Annotated in this window: 21 protein-coding genes; 9 read left to right on the forward strand and 12 right to left on the reverse strand. The window is 65.6% G+C overall.

Going from position 1 to position 21,748, the window contains the following annotated elements; translation table 11 throughout:
• Positions 1–1,660, reverse strand: a 1,660-nt coding sequence (gene glyS / locus PKA57_RS01195) for a glycine--tRNA ligase subunit beta (RefSeq protein ID WP_324297089.1), incomplete at its 3' end; no start/stop codon positions are given.
• Positions 1,657–2,544, reverse strand: a complete 888-nt coding sequence (locus tag PKA57_RS01200) for a glycine--tRNA ligase subunit alpha (RefSeq protein WP_324297090.1) — start codon at positions 2,542–2,544, stop codon at positions 1,657–1,659. The genes PKA57_RS01200 and glyS, both read right to left, overlap by 4 nt.
• 193 nt (positions 2,545–2,737) lie before the next feature.
• Between PKA57_RS01200 and PKA57_RS01205 the strand changes: the two genes are divergently transcribed.
• Entirely contained in the window at positions 2,738–4,267 is a 1,530-nt protein-coding gene (locus tag PKA57_RS01205; protein WP_324297091.1) for a helicase HerA-like domain-containing protein, read from the forward strand.
• Between the two features lie 12 nt (positions 4,268–4,279).
• Here PKA57_RS01205 and PKA57_RS01210 read toward each other — a convergent pair whose 3' ends face one another.
• Genes PKA57_RS01210 through PKA57_RS01225 form a run of 4 tightly spaced genes read right to left on the reverse strand, consistent with a single transcriptional unit; the run spans position 4,280 to position 6,467 of the window.
• Complete coding sequence (locus tag PKA57_RS01210) at positions 4,280–4,471, reverse strand: hypothetical protein (RefSeq protein WP_324297092.1); 192 nt, start codon at positions 4,469–4,471, stop codon at positions 4,280–4,282.
• Between the two features lie 48 nt (positions 4,472–4,519).
• Entirely contained in the window at positions 4,520–5,416 is an 897-nt protein-coding gene (locus PKA57_RS01215; protein ID WP_324297093.1) for a S49 family peptidase, read from the reverse strand.
• Between the two features lie 8 nt (positions 5,417–5,424).
• Positions 5,425–6,243, reverse strand: coding sequence for a methyltransferase (locus tag PKA57_RS01220; protein ID WP_324297094.1), 819 nt, complete (start codon positions 6,241–6,243; stop codon positions 5,425–5,427).
• Entirely contained in the window at positions 6,240–6,467 is a 228-nt protein-coding gene (locus PKA57_RS01225) for a DUF2007 domain-containing protein (RefSeq protein WP_324297095.1), read from the reverse strand. The genes PKA57_RS01220 and PKA57_RS01225 overlap by 4 nt, the downstream gene beginning before the upstream one ends.
• A 144-nt stretch (positions 6,468–6,611) precedes the next feature.
• Between PKA57_RS01225 and PKA57_RS01230 the strand changes: the two genes are divergently transcribed.
• Entirely contained in the window at positions 6,612–7,631 is a 1,020-nt protein-coding gene (locus PKA57_RS01230) for a polyprenyl synthetase family protein (protein ID WP_324297096.1), read from the forward strand.
• Positions 7,632–7,669: 38 nt separating this feature from the next.
• Here PKA57_RS01230 and PKA57_RS01235 read toward each other — a convergent pair whose 3' ends face one another.
• From PKA57_RS01235 to PKA57_RS01245, 3 genes are all read right to left on the reverse strand, one after another.
• Entirely contained in the window at positions 7,670–8,554 is an 885-nt protein-coding gene (locus PKA57_RS01235) for a 4-(cytidine 5'-diphospho)-2-C-methyl-D-erythritol kinase (protein ID WP_324297097.1), read from the reverse strand.
• A 3-nt stretch (positions 8,555–8,557) separates the two neighbouring features.
• Entirely contained in the window at positions 8,558–10,324 is a 1,767-nt protein-coding gene (locus tag PKA57_RS01240) for a tetratricopeptide repeat protein (RefSeq protein ID WP_324297098.1), read from the reverse strand.
• A 221-nt stretch (positions 10,325–10,545) separates the two neighbouring features.
• Positions 10,546–12,216: an electron transfer flavoprotein-ubiquinone oxidoreductase gene (locus PKA57_RS01245; RefSeq protein ID WP_324297099.1), complete on the reverse strand. Its 1,671-nt coding sequence runs from the start codon at positions 12,214–12,216 to the stop codon at positions 10,546–10,548.
• Positions 12,217–12,354: 138 nt separating this feature from the next.
• Between PKA57_RS01245 and PKA57_RS01250 the strand changes: the two genes are divergently transcribed.
• From PKA57_RS01250 to mscL, 4 genes are all read left to right on the forward strand, one after another.
• Positions 12,355–13,248 carry a uracil-DNA glycosylase gene (locus PKA57_RS01250; RefSeq protein ID WP_324297100.1) on the forward strand — a complete coding sequence of 298 codons (894 nt, stop codon included), beginning with the start codon at positions 12,355–12,357 and terminating at the stop codon, positions 13,246–13,248.
• 210 nt (positions 13,249–13,458) lie between these two features.
• A complete protein-coding gene (locus PKA57_RS01255) occupies positions 13,459–15,243 on the forward strand; it encodes a transglycosylase SLT domain-containing protein (RefSeq protein ID WP_324297101.1) in 1,785 nt (594 codons plus the stop codon).
• A gap of 52 nt (positions 15,244–15,295) precedes the next feature.
• Positions 15,296–15,832 carry a molybdenum cofactor biosynthesis protein B gene (gene moaB / locus PKA57_RS01260; protein WP_324297102.1) on the forward strand — a complete coding sequence of 179 codons (537 nt, stop codon included), beginning with the start codon at positions 15,296–15,298 and terminating at the stop codon, positions 15,830–15,832.
• An 85-nt stretch (positions 15,833–15,917) separates the two neighbouring features.
• A complete protein-coding gene (gene mscL, locus PKA57_RS01265) occupies positions 15,918–16,343 on the forward strand; it encodes a large conductance mechanosensitive channel protein MscL (RefSeq protein ID WP_324297103.1) in 426 nt (141 codons plus the stop codon).
• On the opposite strand, the gene PKA57_RS01270 is transcribed toward mscL, so the two are convergent.
• The 3 genes from PKA57_RS01270 to PKA57_RS01280 are packed head-to-tail and all read right to left on the reverse strand — an operon-like array spanning position 16,340 to position 18,387.
• On the reverse strand, positions 16,340–17,086 hold the full coding sequence (locus PKA57_RS01270) for a class I SAM-dependent methyltransferase (RefSeq protein WP_324297104.1): 747 nt from the start codon (positions 17,084–17,086) through the stop codon (positions 16,340–16,342). The two genes, mscL and PKA57_RS01270, sit on opposite strands and share 4 nt — an antisense overlap.
• Positions 17,083–17,691, reverse strand: coding sequence for a TIGR04282 family arsenosugar biosynthesis glycosyltransferase (locus PKA57_RS01275; RefSeq protein WP_324297105.1), 609 nt, complete (start codon positions 17,689–17,691; stop codon positions 17,083–17,085). Before PKA57_RS01275 ends, PKA57_RS01270 begins: the two co-directional genes overlap by 4 nt.
• Positions 17,692–18,387: a TIGR04283 family arsenosugar biosynthesis glycosyltransferase gene (locus tag PKA57_RS01280; RefSeq protein WP_324297106.1), complete on the reverse strand. Its 696-nt coding sequence runs from the start codon at positions 18,385–18,387 to the stop codon at positions 17,692–17,694.
• Between the two features lie 90 nt (positions 18,388–18,477).
• Here PKA57_RS01280 and PKA57_RS01285 point away from each other — a divergent pair, with 90 nt between their 5' ends.
• The 3 genes from PKA57_RS01285 (at position 18,478) to PKA57_RS01295 (ending at position 21,693) form a co-directional block, all read left to right on the forward strand.
• A complete protein-coding gene (locus PKA57_RS01285; protein WP_324297107.1) occupies positions 18,478–19,668 on the forward strand; it encodes a PA0069 family radical SAM protein in 1,191 nt (396 codons plus the stop codon).
• Positions 19,669–19,808: 140 nt separating this feature from the next.
• Entirely contained in the window at positions 19,809–20,525 is a 717-nt protein-coding gene (locus PKA57_RS01290) for a ribonuclease HII (RefSeq protein WP_324297108.1), read from the forward strand.
• Between the two features lie 61 nt (positions 20,526–20,586).
• Positions 20,587–21,693, forward strand: a complete 1,107-nt coding sequence (locus PKA57_RS01295) for a site-specific DNA-methyltransferase (RefSeq protein ID WP_324297109.1) — start codon at positions 20,587–20,589, stop codon at positions 21,691–21,693.
• Positions 21,694–21,748: the final 55 nt, after the last annotated feature.

Genomic DNA, 21,748 nt, shown 5'->3' on the forward strand with positions numbered 1-21,748 from the left:
CAAGCTGATTGAGCGCGAAAACCGCGTCCACGAGATCGTGCCGCGCGCCGCGATCGCGCAGATAGACCTTCAGGCGGTCGGCGAAGAAGGCGAGAAGGTCGTTAGCTGCGCGCGGCCCCTTTCCCTGCCAATCGAAGCCGCCATGAGTATATGCGGTCATGGAGTCTCCGAAGACACCCCACAAGCCAACACGGAAATTGCCTTCCAGAAGAATGCGCACGATACCAAGTGCAGCGCGTCTCAAGGCAAATGGATCTTTAGAGCCAGTCGGCTGTTCGTCGATCGCCCAGAACCCGACTAAGGTATCGAGCTTATCAGCGAAAGCCACAACCTTACCTAACGCGGATTCAGGCACGTCGTCCGAAGGCCCGAGCGGCGAGTAATGCTCGGCGATGGCATCGGCGATCTCGTCGCCCAGACCGTCGGCCTTCGCATAGTAGGAGCCCATAAGGCCCTGCAATTCGGGGAACTCGAAGACCATGCCGGAGACGAGATCGGCCTTGGCGAGACGGCCCGCGAGCTCCGCCTTTTTCGGATCGACGCCCGGAATGACGGCGGCAAGCTCGCGCGCGAGCCTCGCGATGCGCTCGGCCTTTTCGCGCACTGTGCCGAGCTTCGCATGGAAGACGACTTCCTCGAGCTTGGGCAGGCGGCTTTCGAGCGTGTGCTTGCGGTCCTGATCCCAGAGGAAGCGCGCATCGGAGAAGCGGGCGCGCAGCACGCGCTCATTGCCGTTCACGATCGCCCTGCCGCCATCTCCCGCGACGAGATTGGCGACGACGACGAAGCGCGGCGCGAGGCGCCCATTTGCCTCCTTGAGCGCGAAATATTTCTGATTGGCGCGCATGGTGCTCGTCAGCACTTCCTGCGGCACGGACATGAATTCATCGTCGATGCGGCCGATGAGCGGCACGGGCCATTCAACGAGGCCCGCGACCTCGGCAAGCAGGCCCTCATCCTCGACGAGCTTCAGCCCTGCCTCGTCCGCAAGCCTGCGTGCGCCTTCATGGATCGCCTTCGCGCGCTCGGCCGGATCGAGAATGACCTTGTGCGCTTCGAGCTTCGCCACATAGTCGGCGAAATCCTTCACCGCGAACTCTTCCGGTCCCATGAAGCGATGGCCGCGCGTCACATCGCCCGAGGCGATGCCGTCGATCTCGAAGGGCACGACCTTGCCGCCAAGGAGGCAGACGATCGAATGAAGCGGGCGCACCCAGCGAAGCGTGCCCGCGCCCCAGCGCATCGACTTCGGCCAGGGAAAGGCGCGCACGACCTCCGGCACGATCTCGGCCAGAAGTTCAGCTGTCGGGCGGCCCTTCTTCTCGCTGACGGCGACATAGAAGGCGCCCTTCTTGTCCTCCTGCACGGTCGCCTCGTCGATGGAGGCAAGGCCCGCCGCGCGGAGAAAGCCCTGGATCGCCTGTTCCGGCGCGCCGACCTTCGGCCCCTTGCGCTCTTCCTTCACGTCGGGCGTCTTTTCCGGCAGCCCCTCCATGACGAGAGCGAGGCGGCGCGGCGTTGCGAAGGCGCGCGCGGCCTTTGCCTCGACGCCCGCCGCCTTCAGCGCATCGGCGACGAGACGCGCGAGATCCTCGCTCGCGCGCTTCTGCATGCGGGCCGGAATTTCCTCCGAGAAAAGTTCGAGAAGAAGCTCGCTCATGCCGCACCCCCGGCCGGCGACTTAAGCCAGGCTTCGGCGCAGCCCTTGGCGAGCGCGCGGACGCGGCCGATATAGGCCTGCCGCTCGGTGACCGAGATCACGCCGCGCGCGTCGAGCAGGTTGAAATTGTGGCTCGCCTTGATGCACTGGTCATAGGCGGGCAGCGCCAGCCCCTTGTCGAGCAGCGACTGGCATTCCTTCTCCGCATCCTCGAAATGGCGAAACAGCATCTCCGTGTTCGCATATTCGAAGTTGTGGGCGGAGAATTCGACTTCCGCCTGATGGAAGACCTCGCCATAGGTCACGCGGTCCTCGCCATCGGCGCCGTTGAAATCCAGCTCGAAACCGTTATCGACGCCCTGGATATACATGGCGAGGCGCTCGAGCCCATAGGTGAGCTCGCCCGAGACGGGCGAACAGTCGAAGCCGCCGACCTGCTGGAAATAGGTGAACTGCGAGACTTCCATGCCGTCGCACCAGACTTCCCAGCCGAGCCCCCAGGCGCCCAGCGTCGGGCTCTCCCAGTCGTCCTCGACGAAGCGGATGTCGTGGTTGGCGGGGTCGATGCCCAGTTCGCAGAGGCTGTCGAGATAGAGCTGCTGGATATTGTCCGGGCTCGGCTTCAGGATCACCTGAAACTGGTAGTAGTGCTGGAAGCGGTTCGGATTCTCGCCATAGCGCCCGTCTGTCGGCCGGCGCGAGGGCTGCACATAGGCCGCCTTCCAGGGCTTCGGCCCCAGCGCCCGGAGCGTCGTCGCGGGGTGGAAAGTGCCCGCCCCCATCGACATGTCATAGGGCTGAAGAATGACGCAGCCCTGCCTGGCCCAGTATTGCTGGAGCGTCAGGATGAGGGACTGGAATGAGCGGTCGCGCTTCGCGGTCATCACATGCCGGGCTTCTTGCGGAATCAGGCGGGGTCTGAGGGCCCCGGGCGCGCGCAAACTAGCGGCTGGGAGGCTCAAGGGTCAAGCAACGCGCCCTTCGTGGCGGGCAGGCGCGCCATCCCTTATAGTCCGGCCTTGTAGTCCGGCGAAGCGCCGCACCCGCAGTCCCGAGACTTGATGGAGAGGTTTTCAGGTGGCCGAGACTGAAATTCTGATCGGAAAGAGCGCCACCAGGGCCGAGACGCTGCTTCTGAGGTTCGCCAACCGGCACGGGCTCGTGACCGGCGCGACCGGCACCGGCAAAACGGTGACCCTTCAGGTGCTGGCCGAGGGGTTCTCCAATGCCGGCGTGCCGGTCTTTGCCGCCGACATCAAGGGCGACCTGTCAGGCCTCAGCCAGCCCGGCGACGGCAAGGAGCCCTTCCTCAAGCGCGCTCGGGAGATCGGCGTCGAATATGTGCCCGACCGCTTCCCGACCATCTTCTGGGACGTGCTCGGCGAACAGGGCCACCCGGTGCGCGCGACTATCTCCGAAATGGGGCCGCTTCTTCTCGCCCGCCTGCTCGATCTCAACGAGACGCAGGAAGGCGTGCTCAATATCGCCTTCCGCGTCGCCGACGAGCAGGGATTGCTGCTTCTCGATCTCAAGGACCTCCGGGCCATGCTCGCTTTCGTGGCCGAGAACGCCGCCTCGCTCGGCGCGCGCTACGGCAATGTCTCGGCGCAATCGGTGGGCGCTATTCAGCGCCAGCTTCTGGTGCTCGAAAATCAGAGAGGCGAAAACTTCTTCGGCGAGCCCGCGCTCGAGATCGCCGATCTCATGCGGACGGACCGCGACGGGCGCGGCGTGGTCAGCATCCTCGCCGCCAGCCGGCTGATGGACAACCCGCGCCTCTACGCGACCTTCCTGCTCTGGCTCCTGTCGGAGCTTTTCGAGGAACTGCCCGAAGTGGGCGATCTCGACAAGCCGAAGCTCGTCTTCTTTTTCGATGAAGCCCATCTCCTCTTCGACGGCGCGCCCAAGGCGCTTGTCGATGCCGTGGAGAGGGTCGTCAGGCTCATCCGTTCCAAGGGCGTCGGCGTCTATTTCGTGACCCAGAACCCGCTCGACATTCCCGAAAAAGTGCTGGCGCAGCTTGGCAACCGCATCCAGCACGCGCTTCGCGCCTTCACGCCGCGCGACCAGAAGGCGGTGCGGGCGGCGGCCGAAACCTTCCGCCAGAATCCGGCCTTCAAGACGGAAGAAGCGATTCTTTCGCTCGGCGTCGGCGAGGCGCTCGTCTCCACACTCGATGCGAAGGGCGCGCCGACCATGGTCGAAAGGACCTTGATCGCCCCGCCCGGCGGCCGCGTCGGCCCCGCAAGCGATCAGGAGCGCCAGGCGATCATGGCCGCAAGCCCGGTGCGCGGACGCTACGACCGCATGATCGACCGCGAGTCGGCTTATGAGATGCTTCAGAGGCGGGCGGGCGAAAGCGCGCTGCCCTCACGCGCAGGCGAGACAACGGGGTCGGTTCCACGCAGCGGGCCATGGGAACAGCCGGCCCCCGCGAGCCCGCGGGCACCATCGCGCGAGCGCGCCGAACCCGCTCGGCCCCGGCAGACGCGCTCTGAGACGGAAAGGATCGTGACCAGCGTCGCCACTTCGGCGGCGCGATCCATCGGCACTCAGATCGGCCGGGCGATCTTCCGTTCCATTCTCGGCGGAATGACAAGGCGCTGAGGCGCCGGAGGTTCAGCGGCGATCTTCGGGCACGTAGACGCCGCGCTCGATCTCGCGCAGCGAGCCGAGGTCGCGCGGCTCCACGCTGGTTTTCGCACGCGCGCGCACCATCGCCTCGCGCTGCCGTTCGGCGGCGCGCAGGATCGCCCTATAGGCCGTATAGAAGGCCACCAGCAAAGCGGCGGCAAAGACGAGTCTGCTCATCGTCTTCATCCTCGTTCGGGGCGCGCTCAAACAGGGCGCCAGATCGCATTAAAGTCCAAATCGGCTCCAAAGGGAACGGGCTTCCACGGCGGCGACGAGGCCACGGGCAAAACCTTCGCCCAATCCGGCCGTTCCCTGCGCTTCAACGCGCGCGGCAAAGCCGATCCGTCGCTGCCAGAAGGGCTTTCGGCCGCCGACGAGCCTCAATCGCACGCGATCGCCGAATTTCTGTCTCATGATGGTCCTGAGATCGCCCAGCCCGTCGATCAGGCCGCGATCGAGCGCGGCCTGCCCCGCCCAGAATTCTCCCGTAAAGAGCCCGTCGGCGGGTTCGATGAGCCTGCCGCCCCGGCTGCGGCGCACGAGCGCCTTGAAATTGTCATGCACGTCGCGCTGAAGCGCCTCGAGGCGCATCACGTCTTCGGCCTTTTCGGGCCTGAAGGGATCGAGCATCGCCTTGCTCTCGCCGGCCGTATGCACGCGGCGCTCGATGCCGAGCTTCTCGATGAGCCCAGCAAAGCCGAAGCCCGCCGAAACGACGCCGATGGAACCGATGATCGAGCTTTCATCGGCATAGATCTCGTCGGCCGCGCAGGCGAGCATGTATCCGCCCGAGGCGGCGACATCCTCGGCGAAGGCATAGACGGGAAGCTCCTTTTCCTGCGCGAGCGCCCTTATGCGCTTGTAGATGAGGGAGGATTGCACCGGCGAGCCGCCCGGAGAATTGATGACGAGGGCGACCGCCTTGACCCCGCGCATGCCGAAGGCCGCCTCGAGCGGCCCGACGGCGGAGGCGAAGTCGATGCCGCCTCTGAGGGGCATCGCCATGCCGATCGGACCGTTGAGCCTCAGCACGGCGACGGTCGCACGGGGCTGCCAGTCGGGCGCGAAGCGCCGGCGCAGGGAAGCGGGGAGAAAGCGGGCAATGAGGTTCTTCATCGGCATCGTTACTTTCAATCGGGCTGGTCAAGCAGAAGGCCCGCGCCATCGCGCAGGATCGCCTCGGCGCGTTCGGTGAAGCGACCGTCCCTGCCATGCAGCACGAGGCCCGCACGCAGGCTCAGCGGCGCCCGCGAGCCCCTGACGCCCCGCACGATGACCCGCGAGGCAGGTTTGCCCGCCGCCGGCCAGAGCGGAAATATCTCGATCCCGCCCACATGGCCCTCAAGCGCCGTAAGGAGCCCCGCCAGCGCATCCGCCCGATGGATGAAAGTCACGGTGCCCTTGGGGCGCGCCATCACGCAGGCGAAGCGCACCCAGTCGACGAGATCCGAGCCCAGCGTCACATGCGCCTGCGCCTTGCCCCGGTCTGGCGGAATTGCCGTCGCGTCGGGATGGTAAAAGGGCGGGTTCGCGAAGACATGGTGCCAGCTCTGCGGTTCGAGCCCGAGTGCGGCAAGATCGCGCACGGGGGCGCCGATATCGCCTTCGAGAAAGGAGATGCGGGACGCAAGATCGTTACGCCGGGCGTTTTCCCGCGCCACACGCACGAGATCGTGCTGAAGCTCGAGCCCGAGAATTTCGGTGCCGGGTACGCGCGAGCCAAGGCAAAGCGACGCGACGCCGACGCCCGAGCCCGCCTCCAGCGCGCGCTCGCCCGCGCGAAGGGGAATGGAGGCCGCGAGCAGCACCGCATCGATACCGGCGCGATAGCCCTTCGCCGGCTGGAGGAGGCGCAGGCGCCCGCCCAGAAAACCGTCATCGGTGCATGATGCGTCGAATGATGCCTGCGCCGCAGCCTCTCCGGGAATTTCGCCAGCCTGCACGATCATGTCTCCTGCCCGCTCCGCGACATCCGCCGCACGTCGTCGAGGATGCTCTCCGCCTCGCCGAGATCGTCGTCGCTCACCATGATACGACGCGGCAATACGCCGAGCGAGCCCTCCACGATGCTCGTGTGAGTGTCGAGAGTGAGCGCCTCTATCCCCGCCTCGCGCAGCCGATGCTCGAGATAGGACAGCAGCACGATGTCATTCGTCCGGGTTAGTTCTTTCATCGTCTTTCGAGGCCTCGCCAGCCATTGCCGGGCCCATCACATCCGCGAGAGCGGCATTGCCGCCACACTTGCCGCACGGGATGAGCCCTCTTATGCTGCGGCCAAGACTATCACATTTCCAGATTGTATTTTCAGGAGCGAAAATTGGGAGTCGTTGTCCCTCTGGAGGACGAACGGGGGCGCAGTCAGAACGCCGTCGCTCAGTTGCAGGCCCTGGTCCGCGACGACATGGAGGACGTGAACGAGTTCATCCGTGAACGGATGAGTTCCGACGTGCCCATGATCCCTGAACTTGCCAGCCACCTCATCAATTCGGGCGGCAAGCGGCTACGCCCCATGCTGACCATCGCCGCCTCGCGGCTTTGCGGCTATACGGGTGGAGATCACATCAAGCTCGCGGCGAGCGTCGAGTTCCTGCACACGGCGACCCTCCTCCATGACGATGTGGTCGATGAAAGCGACCTCCGGCGCGGCCAGAAGACGGCCCGCATGGTCTGGGGCAATCAGGCGAGCGTGCTGGTCGGCGACTTCCTGCTCGGCCGCGCCTTCCGGCTCATGGTCGAGACGCGCTCGCTCCGCGCGCTCGAAATCATCGCCAACGCCGCCTCGATCATCGCCGAAGGCGAGGTGATGCAGCTCGCGGCCGCGAAGGACACCGGCACGACCGAAGACGCCTATATGCGCGTGATCGCCGCCAAGACGGCCGCGCTTTTCGCCGCCGCGACCGAGGTTGGCGCCGTCATCGCCGACAGGAGCGCGGGCGAAGCTGCAGCCCTCGAATCCTATGGCCGCAATCTCGGGATCGCCTTCCAGCTCGTCGATGACGCGCTCGATTATGGCGGCCGCGCTGCCTCTCTGGGCAAGAATGTCGGCGACGATTTCCGCGAGGGAAAGATCACCCTGCCCGTGGTGCTCGCCTTCCGGCGCGGCGGCACGGAGGAACGCGCCTTTTGGGAACGCACACTCACACGGGGCGACCGGCGCGAGGGCGATCTCGACCATGCGAAGGAGCTGATGACGAAACACGGCGCGATCGAGGACACCATCGCCCGCGCCCGCCATTACGGCTCCATCGCCAAGGATGCGCTCGCGATCTTCCCGGACGATCCCTACCGGCAGGCGCTGATCGATCTCGTCGATTTCTGCATCAGCCGGACCTATTGACCCCGCATTGAGCCCCGGCCAGCCCGGCGGCGAAGCTCTCAGGGCTCCGGCGCGGCGCGGCTGGGCGTGACCCACCATTGCGGATGGGTGCGGGAAATCTCCGCCGCGGCGGCGCGCGCCTCTGATTCTTCCGCGAAGATGCCGAAGCAGGTGGCGCCCGAACCCGACATGCGGGCGAGGCGGCAGCCGGGGCTCGCCCGGAGCGCCGCAAGGGCGAAGTCGATCGCGGGGGCGAGCCTCAGGGCCGGGGCTTCGAGATCGTTTCCGTTCTCCCTGAGCCAGCCGACCAGCGCATCGAGCGTGGGCATGGGCGGGAGTTCCGGCGCCGCGGTCATTTCCGTGAAGGGACCTGCCTCCAACTCCCTGAAGACGGCGGCCGTCGAAAGCGCGACGCCCGGATTGACCAGCACGAGCCAGAAGCGCGGCAGCGCGCCCAGGCGGAGGATGAATTCGCCGACGCCCCACATGAGCGCGGGCCGCGGCTCGATGCAGACCGGGATGTCGGCGCCGAGACAGAGCGCGAGCGAGGAAATCGCCGGCTCGTCCAGATCGGCATGCCAGAGGCGGGCAAGGCCGCGCAGCGCCGCTGCCGCGTCGGCCGAGCCCCCGCCAATGCCGGAGGCCACGGGCAGGTTCTTTTCAAGCGTCATGCGCGCACCCGCGCTGCCGCCGATCCGTTCGCGCAGGAGGCGCGCGGCGCGAAGCACGAGATTGTCCTTCTCCCCGGCAAGCGACGGCGCGAAGAGGCCGGTGAGGCCGAGCGAAAGCTCCTCGGCCAGTGCGAGGGTCAGGCGGTCCCCCGCCTCCGCGAAGACGACGAGGCTCTGCAATTCGTGATAGCCGTCCGCGCGGCGGCCAAGAACCTTGAGCGAAAGATTGACCTTCGCCCGCGCCCGTTCGACGAGAGGCTCCGCGGCAGCCAAGGCTCAGGAGCCGGGCGGCAAGGGGGCGTAGCGCTTGTGGTCCGCCTCCGCCGTATCGAGACCGAATTCGAGCTTCTTCTTCAGAAGCGGAATGCGGTCCTTCTCGGGTTTCATTTCAAGCGCGTGGCTCCACTGGAACCGCGCCTCGATCTTGCGGCCCACCTTCCACATCGCATCGCCCAGATGCTCGTTGATCGTCGGATCGCCGGGCTCGAGCTCCACCGCGCGCTCCAGATATTCCGTCGCCTGCCTGTAATCGCCGAGGCGGTAATGCGCCCAGCCGAGGCTGTCGACGATGAAGCCGTCGGTCGGCCGCAACTCGACCGCCTTCTCGATCATGGCGAGCGCTTCCGTCAGATGCACGCCCTGCTCGATCCATGAATAGCCGAGATAGTTGAGCACGAGCGGATGATCGTCGGAGAGCTTGAGCGCGAGCTTCAGATCGCGTTCGGCCTCGGGCCATTGGCCAAGCCGCTCGTTGCAGATGCCGCGCGCGTAATAGAGCGTCCAATGGGCAGGCTTCGGCGCGCCCGCAAGCGCAATGGCGCGCGTATATTCGATGCCGGCCTCGGCATATTTCTCCTTGCCGCGATAGACGTCGCCCAGCGCGATGACGGGCTCGATCGACGAGGGGAACCTGTCGGCGGCCTTGTTGAGGACGTCGATCGCTTCGGCATCCTTGTCCAGCCGGTTGAGATCGAGCGCCTTCTGGATGAGAGCGTTCTGGTAGAGCGGCGAGGAGGCCGCCACCGCGTCATAGGCGGCGATCGCATCCTCCCAGCGCTTCTGCTGCTCGTAGAAATCGGCGAGCAGCGTGCGCGCCACATCGAAGTCGGGCCGCATCCAGATCGAAAGCTGGAGATAGAGTTCGGAAAGCTCGTTGCCCCGGTCCTGCGCCAGCGCGCTGCCAAGCCCGTAAAGTGCTTCGGCCACGCCTTCGGCGGCGTTGCCGATGAGCGGCTTCATCGTCTTGTTCGAGGCGATCTCGGCGAGCGATGCCTTGGCGAGGGGGTGGTCCGGCGCCATCGCGATATACTGATCGAGCGCGGCCCGGGCCTCGTTCACCCGGCCCTGACGGTCGAGAAAGCTCGCATAGGCCTGCACGATGCGGATCGAGGTCGCGCCGCTCGTGTCCATGGCCTGCCGGTAGCTTTCCTCCGCGCCCTTGGCATCGCCGAGCATGTCGAGGATGAGCGCCGTGTGATAGGCGCGGAAGAGATCGAAGGCGGGCTTGCCCTCGAACGCCTTGAGTTCGTTGAGTGCGAGCGCCTTGTCGCCCTCGCCGGCCGCGGCCCAGGCCTTGGTGAGCGCCCCCACCAGAGCGACGAAGGCTCCGGTTTCGGCATTGCCGATCTCGGCCCGCGCTTCCCTGTAGTCGGATTTGCGGATCGCGTTGAGGGAGAGCACGAGGCGCGCCATGCGGTGGCGCGGCGCGAGCTTGACGAGGCGGCGGGCGAGCGTCACCGCGCGATCCATGTCGCCGGAATTGAGCGCCACCATGAAGGCGCGTTCGATGATGACAGAGTTATCGGGATCGGCGGCCAGAGTGCGGTCGAAATATTTCTCGGCCGCCCTGCCCTCATGCACCGAGCCGGCAAAACGCGCGGCCAGATAGTCGCCATAAGGCGTCTCGGCGCGGCGGTCGGCGAAGAGGCCGGTGCCCGCGCATCCCTGCAGCATGACGAGCAGACCGAGCGCCAGGGCGCCGAGACCCCAGCGGGACGCACCCGAGCGAGAGGTGCCCAGGTTACGCTCCGAAGCCATCGACATCGACGCCATCTACCGTCTTGCCTCTAGAACACACGACCGCCGATCGCCGGAAGGCCGGGAGAATTCATTGACCGCAGGCGCAATGGTGCCGCCGTCCTCCCCGGGACACAGATCGAGCGCGATCCGCGAAGATCGCGCTCGAGGGGCTCGCCGGCCATCGCGGCTTGTGAGCTTAGCCTATCCGAAGGCTGAGGGATATGAGCCGCTTTCGGACAGCGCGATCACATATTCGGGTAATTCGGGCCGCCGCCACCCTCCGGCACGGTCCAGTTGATGTTCTGCGTCGGATCCTTGATGTCGCAGGTTTTGCAGTGGACGCAGTTCTGCGCATTGATCTGGAAGCGCGGATTGGAGCCGTCCGCATCCCGCACGACTTCATAGACGCCCGCCGGGCAATAGCGCTGCGCCGGCTCGGCGAAGGTCGGCAGGTTGTAGGCGATCGGGATTGCCGGGTCCTTGAGCCTGAGGTGGACGGGCTGGTCCTCCTCGTGATTGGTCGCGGATATGAAGACCGAGGAGAGCTTGTCGAAGGACACCTTGCCATCGGGCTTGGGGTAGTCGATCGGCTTGCACTCGGACGCCTTCTTCAGCGACTCGTGATCGGCCTTGCCATGCTTCAGCGTGAACGGCAGGCCGATGCCGAGATTGTTCATCCACATGTCGAAGAAGCTGAAGCCCATGCCGATGATCGTGCCGAAGCGCGAGAGGAAGGGCTTCACGTTGCGGACGCGCTTCAGGTCCTTGTAGACGGGGCTGTCGACATAGGCGTCGGCATAGGCGCCGAGCTCGTCCGCCTGACGGCCGGCCTTCACGGCGTCGAAGGCCGCTTCCGCGCCCATCATGCCGGTCAGCATGGCGTTGTGGCTGCCCTTGATGCGCGGCACGTTGACGAAGCCCGCCGAGCAGCCGATGAGCGCGCCGCCCGGGAAGACGAGCTTCGGCACCGACTGGAAGCCGCCTTCGGTGATGGCGCGCGCGCCATAGGCGATGCGCTTGCCGCCCTCGAATGTGTCGCGGATCGCCGGATGGGTCTTGAAGCGCTGGAACTCGTCGAAGGGCGAGAGATAGGGGTTCTTGTAGTTCAGGTGAACGACGAAGCCCACCGAAACGAGATTCTCGCCGAAGTGATAGAGGAAGGAGCCGCCGCCGGTCTGATCGTTGAGCGGCCAGCCCAGCGTGTGCTGAACCTTGCCCTTCTGATGCTTGGCGGGATCGATCTCCCAGACTTCCTTGAGGCCGATGCCGAACTTCTGCGGATCGCGGCCCTCGTCGAGCTTGAACTTGCGGATCAGCTCCTTGGTCAGCGAGCCACGCGCGCCTTCGGCGAAAAGCGTGTACTTCGCGCGAAGCTCCATGCCGCGCGTGTAGCTGTCCTTGTGGTGGCCGTCCTTCGCGACGCCCATGTCGCCGGTCGCGACGCCGCGCACCGAGCCGTCCTCACTGTAGAGGACTTCCGCGCCCGCAAAGCCCGGATAGATTTCGACGCCGAGCTCTTCGGCCTTGGTCGCGAGCCAGCGGCAGAGATTGGCGAGGCTGCCGATATAGTTGCCGTGATTGTTCATCAGCGGCGGGTAGAGGAAGCTCGGGATGGTGATGCTGCCGGCCGGGCCGAGATAGATGAAGTGATCGGAGGTCACGGGCGTGTCGAGCGGCGCGCCCTGCTCCTTCCAGTCCGGGATGAGCTTGTTGAGGCCGATCGGATCGATGACGGCGCCCGAGAGAATGTGAGCGCCGACTTCGGAGCCCTTCTCGATCAGACACACCGACAGGTCGAAGTCCTGCTCGGCGGCAAGCTGGCGCAGGCGAATCGCAGCGGACAGACCCGCCGGGCCGCCGCCGACGATCAGCACGTCGTATTCCATGAATTCGCGCTCGGGCGTCGCGTCGCTCATAAGTCCTCTCCTCGAACCGCAGCCTCTTTGGTTGGGGGCACTTTATGGTGCTTCACTTGCCATTGGTCAACAATACGCCGCCCCGTGCTAGTCTGGATCATCCTTGTTCAATTCCGTGCCAGTGAAGCGACGAAGACCATGTCCGCCTCGGGGGAACCCGCCAAAACATTGACATATGAAGAGGCGCTGGCGCTCCTCGCCTTCCAGGTCGAGGCAGGCGCGGGCGACGCCTTTACCGACGAGCCCGTCAATCGCTACCAGCTCGCAGCCGCATCCGAGCCGGCCGGAAGCGTCGAACGGCCGATGCCGGCCGAGGGTGGCGAGGCCGGAACGGCGGCGCCGCGCCGCGCGCCGCGCGCCCGCGCGCCCGAGCCGATGCCGCCCCGCGCGCAGGCCCCCGCCACCATTCCGCTCGACGAGACGCAGGCCGTTTCCACCGCCCGGGCGCTCGCCGCGAACTGCCGCACCCTCGACGAACTGAGGGACGCGCTGGCGAATTTCGAGGGCTGCTCGCTTCGCTACACGGCCAAGAACCTCGTCTTCGCCGACGGCAATCCGGAGGCCCGTATCATGCTGGTGGGCGAGGCGCCGGGCCGCGACGAGGATCTGCAGGGCCTGCCCTTTGTCGGCCGCTCGGGCCAGTTGCTCGACCGGATGCTCGCTTCCATCGGGCTCGACCGCACGAAGGTCTATATCGCCAACACCCTGCCCTGGCGGCCGCCCGGCAACCGCGCACCGACGCCGGACGAACAGGCCGTCTGCCAGCCCTTCATCGAGCGGCAGATCGAGCTTTCGCGGGCCGAGATCCTGGTGTTCGTCGGCGGCGTTTCGGCAAAGCAGCTTCTGCGCACCGACACGGGCATCATGCGGCTTCGCGGCCGCTGGTCGAGCTACAGGGCCGGCACGCGCGAGCTTCCGGCCTTGCCGATCTTCCACCCCGCCTATCTGCTCCGCCAGCCCGCACAGAAGCGGCTCGCCTGGCGCGATCTCCTTTCGCTCAAGGCGCGCATCGACGCGCTGCCGCCTGCCTGACGGCGCTTCGCAGGCGCAGCAAGATTCAACCCCCGCGTGCTTGTGGGGTCATCCTCCACAGCTATTATGACTCCCATGAAGACGGGGGTGTCCCAAAACAGAGCGGTCTTGCCGGGTGGCAAAAGAGCCGCGAATAACCCGATTGGAGCATGTGGCCGCCGGTTCGCCGGGGCGCTGAGCCTTGCGGCCGCCTGCCTGCTGGGCACGTCATTGCTACCATCGGTTGCGAAGGCCGCAAGTCTCGGCACGCTGAGCGCGACGGATCTGGCGCGCGTCGCAGAGGCGCCGGCACCCGATCCCCGCCCCGCCAGCGCGAAGATCTGGAGCCCGGAAGTTCTGAGCGGCGCCGACCGCGAGCGCTATCTGAAGATTTTCGCCGCGCAGAAACGCGCCGACTGGAAGACGGCCGACAAGCTCATCGCCCAGCTCGCCGATCGCCGCCTTCTCGCCTATGTGCTCGCCGACCGCTATCTCCATCCGCATTACAAATCCAAATATGCCGAACTGAAAAGCTGGATGGCCAGCTATTCGAGCGTGCCGGGCGCCAACGACATCTACCGCCTCGCCCTGAAGAAGAAACCGCGCGGCGCGGCGGCGCCCGATCGTCCCGCCGCCCAGCGCTTCCGCCAGCCCGCCCATTCGGCCTATGCGGTCGACGATGGCGGCGAGCCGCTCTTCTCCCAGCGCTTCGCCAAGATTGACGCGCGCGTGCGCGAGCTTGTCCGCAACGCGAAAGCCTCCGACGCGCTCAACTATCTCAACACCGCTTCCGTGCGCATGGCGCTTTCCGATGTCGAATACGACAAGGCGCGCGAGCGGGTCGCGACGTCCTATTTCGTCGAGAACGACAATGAGCGCGCCTATCAGGTCGCCGATGAGATCTCGCGCCGCCATGGCCGCGAGGTTCCGATGGCGGACTGGTATGCGGGACTCTCCTCCTGGCGGATGGAGCGCTATTCGGACGCCGCCTATCATTTCGAGCGGCTGGCGCGCTCCGGCACCGTGGCCGACTGGTCGAAGGCGGCAGGCGGCTTCTGGGCGGCGCGTGCCTATCTCGCCAATCGCCAGCCGGAGCGGGTGGCGGACATGCTCGAACTCGCCGCCGAAACGGGCGCGACCTTCTACGGGCTTCTCGCCACGCGGCAACTCGGCCGCGAACCGCATTTCGTCTGGGTGGAACCGAAGCTCGACCGCACCGGATATGAAGCGCTTGTCAGCGATCCAGCCGTGGCGCGCGCCGTCGCGCTCGCGCAGATCAATCGCCGCGATCTCGCCGAGCAGGAGCTTGTGCGCGCGCATGGCTGGCTCGAACCGCGCCTCGACGAAGCGCTGATCGCGCTCGCCTCGACCTTCAACCTCCCGGCCGTTGAGCTTCAGGTCGCAAGCGCCGCGAGCCTGCCGCCGGCACGGCAGAGCAACGGCACGATCGCGCTCAATTCCGGCCTCTTTCCGATCCCGGATTATGAGCCGCAGAACGGCTATCGCGTCGATCGCGCACTTTTCTTCGCCTTCATGCGGCAGGAGAGCAAGTTCCGGCCCGACGTGACTTCCCCTGCCGGCGCGCGCGGTCTGATGCAGATCATGCCGGGCACGGCGAGCCACATCACCCGCGATACGACGCTTGCCAGCGCCAACAAGGACAAGCTGCTCGACCCGTCGTTCAATCTCACCCTCGCGCAGCAATATCTCGAGACGCTGATGGGGGCGAACGCGCCGGGCGGCAATCTCTTCATGCTGACCACGGCCTATAATGGCGGGCCCGGCAATCTCACGCGCTGGCTCGACAGCATCAACTTCAAGGGCGACCCGTTTCTCTTCATCGAAAGCATTCCCGCACCGGAAACACGCGGTTATATTGAGCGCGTGCTCACGAATTTCTGGATCTACCGGGCAAGGCTGGGTCAGCCCATGCAATCTCTCGATGCCACGGCATCGGGGAACTGGCCGGTCTATGAGCCGGCCGCACTTCGGGACGGACCGCTCTCGCTGCGCTAGTCGCGAAGCTGCCGTCCATCACTTGCAATCTCTACTGGAAAGGTGCCCCCACGTGCCAGGAATTGACACTTCGCGACCCTTCATTCCGCTCAACATAGCCGTCATGACGGTTTCGGACACACGCACGCCCGAAACGGACAGTTCAGGCGATGTGCTTGCCGAGCGCATAGAGAAGGCGGGCCACAAGCTCGCGGCGCGGACGATCGTTTCCGATGACGTGCAGATGATCCGCAACCAGCTCCTCGCCTGGATCGCGGACGACAGGATCGACATCGTCATCTCGACCGGAGGCACGGGCCTCACCGGCCGCGACGTGACGCCCGAAGCGTTCAAGAGCGTCTATGAAAAGGAAATCGACGGTTTTTCGGCGATCTTCCACCGCGTCAGCTTCGAGAAGATCGGCACATCGACGATCCAGTCGCGCGCCACGGCGGGCGTCGCGCACGGAACATATCTCTTCGCGCTGCCCGGCTCTCCCAATGCGTGCAAGGACGGCTGGGACGAAATCCTTCAGCACCAGCTCGACAATCGCTACCGCCCCTGCAATTTCGTGGAAATCCTTCCGCGCCTGCAGGAGCGGCAGGGCTGAACATTCGATTGATCGAAACCCGGGGGCGCGTCAATCTTGCCCCCGGGCGGCGCTTGCGCGCCACGAGGCATTTCAGGAGATCGCGATGCTGAAGGAATTCCGGGAATTCGCCCTCAAGGGCAATGTGGTCGACATGGCCGTCGGTATCATCATCGGCGCGGCATTCACGACCATCGTGACTTCGCTCGTCAATGACGTTCTGATGCCGCCGATCGGCGTGCTTCTGGGCGGCGTCGACTTCTCCAACTATTTCCTGCCGCTCACCATGGGCGAAGCGCCCGCCTCGCTCGACGCGGCGAAGGCCGCCGGCGTGCCGGTCCTCGCCTATGGCAAGTTCGTCAATGCGATCATCAATTTCGCGATCGTCGCATTCGCGCTCTTCATGGTCATCAGGCAGATGAACCGCCTGAAGGAGCGCATCGCGAAGGGAGAGGCGCCCGCGCCTTCCGCGCCGCCGCGCCAGGAAGTGCTGCTCGAGGAAATCCGCGACCTGCTTAAGCCGCGCGGCTAATCGCGCCGGAGCGCATAGAAGACATAGCCATATTCGTCCGCATGGCGCTCGAAGAGGCCGATCTCGCGCTCCATTTCAGTGAAGACCGGCAGCGGCCCATAGGTCCGGCGCATCTCGGCGAGCTTCGCGCGCATCGGCGTATAATAGTCCTGCCACCATTCCTCCGCAGGCAGAGCGATGGTTCCGATGAGGCGGTAGCCGGCTCTGGCCGCCGCCTCTGCATTGGAGGCCACGCTGCCCATGCCGGGATAGGCCTCCTCCCAGAACCCTGCCGCCTCGGGTGAAGGCGCATCCGTCAGCCATGTGAGTTCGGAGACGACCGCGAAGCCGCCGGGCTTCAGGAAGCGGCGCCAGAGGCGCAAGCCTTCCTCGAAGCCGAGAAGATAGATCGCGCCCTCGGACCAGATGAGATCGAACTCGCCGTCGTGAAACGGGAGATCGTTCATGTCGCCGCGCAGCACGCGCAGCCGCTCCTCGGGAACGCCCCCGCGCTCGGCCCGCTCGCCGAGCCTTTCCAGAAAGGGCTCGAAGAGATCGACCGCCGTGACGCGGCCATCGGTGAGGCGCAGAAGATCGAATGCCTCCGGCCCCTGCCCGCAACCGAGATCGGCGATTTCGGGCCGGGGCGGCAATGCGGGCAGGAGCGAAAAGGTTTCCCGCGTCGCTCTCGCGCTGCCCGGCGCGTTGCGCGGCAGGCCCAGTTGCAGTTCGAGAAAGAGTTTGAAGGGATCGATTTCGTTCACGCCCGCCGTTCCCGTTTCCAGCGCTTCAGATCCTCCGCCGTATCGATATCGGCGAGCACGCCGAGCATGGCGACGCGAAGGCCCGCGCGCTCGGCATTGGCGCGCGTATCGGCAAGCGCGTGCTCGCCCGACCAGCGCACATTGTCAAATATTTCCGGCACGCGCGGCCGGCGCTTCAGACCGACGAGCCAGTAGCCGCCATCGTCGGCGGGGCCGAAAACGGCATCCGCATCGCCGAGTTTGCGGAAGGCGAGCGCAATATGCGCGGCGCCGATATCGGGAATGTCGCTGCCGATGATGACGACGGGCCCCGCCGGCAGATCGCGCATGAGCCGGCCCATTCGGTGGCCGAGATCGCCCTCGCCTTGCGCGATCAGCGGTATGCCATCCGGCCAGATACCGGCATCATGCCTGGCGGCGTCGGGCGTGAGGGCGAGAAGCGTCCGCCAGCGCGGATCATGGGCGACCCGGCGCAAAACCTCGCGGCTCGCATGGCGGTAGAAGCGCATCGCCTCGACCGCGCCCACGCCTTCGGCGAGCCGCGTCTTCACCCGGCCGAGCGCCGGATGTTTCGCCATCACGACGAGATGCGATGTCAGGCCCATTCAGGAATATATGCGCGAGATCAGGTGTGGCGGCACGCGCAGATAATAGAGGGCGATGCAGAGCGCATTGCGGGACATGCGGCGGAAGAAGCCATCTTCGAGATAGCGTTGCGGGCTCGTCACCGCGCGCGCGCGCATCATCACCAGGCGGCGCCTGCCGATGCGGCGGACGAGATCGACATCCTCCATGAGCGGCAGGGGACGGAAACCGCCGATCCGCTGATAGAGACGGCGGCTGATGAGCAGGCCCTGATCGCCGTAAGGGAGTTTCAGCACCGCGCAGCGCAGGGCCACCACTCGTTCGAGAAATCGCGCGCGCCGCGAAAAATCATCGAGCCTGAAGCGGAAGGCGGCAGCAAGCTCGGCCGTCGGAATCCGGCCGGTCGCAATCTGCTCGAAGAGTTTTTCGACCTCTTCCTCCCATCCGGCCTCGAGCACCGTGTCGGCATGCAGGAAGAGGAACCAGTTGCCCTTGGCGGCATTCGCGCCCGCCGCGAGCTGGGGCCCCCGGCCGCGCGGCGCCTCGACAAATTTCGCCCCCGAGGCCTCCGCAATATCGAAGGTGCGATCGCTCGAGCCGCCATCGACGATGACGACCTCCCGGACAAGCCCGCTCACCGCCGCAGGTACAAGGGCGGCGAGAACCCGGGGCAGGGTCGCCTCGGCATTCAGGGTCGGGATGATGACACTCACCATGCGCCGCATCATATCTGCTGCATCTGCGAAGGCGAGAGGGGGATCGTGTTTGTTCTTGTTTTGTTCATGTGCCCGCGATAAATTTTCATCATGAAAACGAGTCGAGACACGGCGCGCCCCGTCCGCAACGCCCGCCTGGCAGCCGGTTCCCCGCCCGGCCCGGCGAGCGCCCGGCCTGCCCCGCTGGTGGACCCCGTTCCCCTCGTACCCCCGGGGGTCCCCCATAATGGCCGGCGCGGCCGGGGCGCGCTCACCAATGAGAGCGGTCGCTTCGAAAGCGAGCGGCGCGTTCTTCTCGATGACGGCTGGGGCACGATCGACGCGCCGCCGCCGCTCAAGACCCATGTGACGAACGAAAACCCGCGGCAGATCATCACGCGGAACAATTCGCCCGATATCGGCTTCGACCGCTCGATCAATCCCTATCGCGGCTGCGAACATGGCTGCATCTATTGTTTCGCGCGGCCGACCCACGCCTATATGGGGCTGTCGCCGGGGCTCGATTTCGAGAGCCGGCTCTTCGCCAAGCCCAATGCGGCGGCGCTTCTCGAAAAGGAGCTGGCGCGCAAGGGCTATGAGGTTGCCCCCATCGCCATGGGCACGAACACCGACCCCTATCAGCCGATCGAGCAGCGCTATCGCATCACGCGCAGCATTCTCGAAGTGCTCTCGGCCTATAATCACCCCGTCACCATCGTAACCAAGTCGGCGCGCATCACGCGCGATCTCGACATTCTGTCGGACATGGCGCGGCGCAATCTCGCCAGGGTCGCGCTTTCGGTGACGACGCTCGACGCGAAGCTCGCCCGCGCCATGGAACCGCGCGCCTCCACGCCGACGCGCCGTCTGGAGGCGATCAGTCTTCTCTCTGAAGCGGGCATTCCGACGGGCGTCATGGTCGCGCCGGTGATCCCCGCGCTGAATGACAGTGAAATCGAGAAGATCCTGACCGGCGCTGCCTATGCAGGCGCGACATCGGCAGGCTTCGTGCTCCTGCGCCTGCCGCTCGAAATCAAGGATCTCTTCCGTGAATGGCTGGAGGAGAACGAGCCCGGCCGCGCGGCGCATGTGATGTCGCTCATCCGCTCGATGCGCGGCGGCAGGGATTACGACGCCGAATGGGGCACGCGCATGCGCGGCACCGGGCCTTATGCCTGGCAGATCGCGCGCCGCTTCGAGATCGCGAAGAAGCGCCTCGGCCTCGACCGTGGCGGCCGGACGCTCGACTGCACCGCGTTCCGCGTGCCGCCGCGGCCGGGCGACCAGCTCGAGCTTCTCTAGGTCCATCGTTCCGGCTTTCGCCGGGATGACAACCAAATGAACCGTCATCCCGGCGAAAGCCGGGATCCACTCGCCGCACCTGGTATTGAAGCCACCACGATCAGGTTGAGCCTCGCGCGGGCATGCTGCACTCTCGCGCGATGACACGTTCTCCGAAAAAAGATTCGGCCGGGCCCGCAGCGGAGCGAAAGAAGCGCATGGCGGCAAGGCCCGACTATCGTTTCGAGATCGAGCATGGCGCGCCAGGCTTGCGCGTCTGCGGTATCGACGAGGCGGGGCGCGGGCCGCTCGCAGGGCCCGTCGTCGCGGCGGCCACCATCATCGACCAGACGAACTGCCCCGCAGGGCTCAACGATTCCAAGAAGCTCGACGAGGCAAGGCGCGAAGCTCTCTTCGCCGCGCTTTCGCAATGCGCCGAAATCGGCATCGGCATCGCGACCGTCGAGGAAATCGACAGCCTCAACATTCTGCAGGCGACCATGCTCGCCATGCGCCGCGCGGTGGAGAACCTTCAGCGCGCACCGCAATTCGCGCTTGTCGACGGCAATCGCCTGCCGGCGCTCACCTGCCCCGCACGCGCCATTGTCGGAGGCGATGCACGCGTTCTTTCCATCGCCGCCGCCTCCATCGTCGCGAAAGTCACGCGTGACCGCATGATGGACGACCTCGCTCGCGCGCATCCCGGTTATGGCTGGGAAAAGAACCGCGGCTATGGCACCGCGGCGCATCTCGATGCGCTGAAACGGCTCGGCGCGACCGCGCATCACCGCAGGAGCTTCGCGCCCATACGCAACATGTTGAGTCCCGGGATTCCCGAAGGACTCGATCTAGTGGCTCCGAATCCCTTAACCCTTTGATTCTTGACGCAGAATCGCCTCTGACTCATGATCGCGTCCTTGTCACTCAAAGGGGATAGTCGTGGGGCGCACTTCAAGCGAGGCGGCCAGGATTCCGGCCGAACGGATCATCGAGGGCGATTGCATCGAGGCGATGAACGCATTGCCCGAGAAATCGGTCGATCTCATCTTTGCCGACCCGCCCTACAATCTTCAGCTCGGCGGCGAACTCACGCGCCCCGACCAGTCCAAGGTCGATGCCGTCACCGACGACTGGGACAAGTTCGCGAGCTTCGAGGTTTACGACCGCTTCACCCGTGAGTGGCTCGCCGCGGCGCGGCGCGTCTTGAAGGATACGGGCGCGATCTGGGTCATCGGCTCCTATCACAACATCTTCCGCGTGGGCGCGACGCTTCAGGATCTCGGCTACTGGATCATGAACGACGTGATCTGGCGCAAGTCGAACCCGATGCCGAACTTCCGCGGCACGCGCTTCACCAATGCGCATGAAACGCTGATCTGGGCGACGCGCGACGCGGACCAGAAGAAATACACTTTCAACTACGACGCCATGAAAGCGCTGAACGACGATCTTCAAATGCGTTCGGACTGGCTCATCCCGCTTTGTACCGGCAATGAGAGGCTGAAGGACGAGGATGGCGGCAAGGCGCATCCGACGCAGAAGCCCGAGGCGCTGCTCCATCGCGTGCTGCTGGCGACGACCAATCCGGGCGACGTGGTGCTCGATCCCTTTTTCGGCACTGGCACGACGGGCGCGGTGGCGAAGAAGCTCGGCCGCAAGTTCATCGGCATCGAGCGCGACGAGCGCTATCTCAAGGTCGCACGCGAGCGCATCGCCCGCGTGATGCCGGGCGCGGAGGAGGATCTGAAGGTCACGACGTCGAAAAAGGCCGAGCCGCGCGTGCCCTTCGGCGTCATCGTGGAGCGCGGGCTTCTCGAACCGGGCACCGTGCTCACCGATCCGACGCGCCGTCATGCCGCGCGTGTACGCGCCGACGGCTCCATCGTCTGCCGCGACGCCACCGGCTCGATTCACAAGATCGGCGCCCATGTGCAGGGGCTCGATGCTTGCAACGGCTGGACCTACTGGCACTTCAAGACCGACGGGAAGCTCAAGCCCATCGACATTCTGCGCCAGAAGGTGCGCGCCGAAATGGGCGAGGCGTAAGTCTCGCACGATTTTCCCCGTCACCCATTGACCCGTCACCCCGGCGCAAGGCCGG

The organism is Parvibaculum sp., from assembly GCF_035325945.1.
In the GTDB taxonomy this organism is placed as follows: Bacteria; Pseudomonadota; Alphaproteobacteria; order Parvibaculales; family Parvibaculaceae; genus Parvibaculum.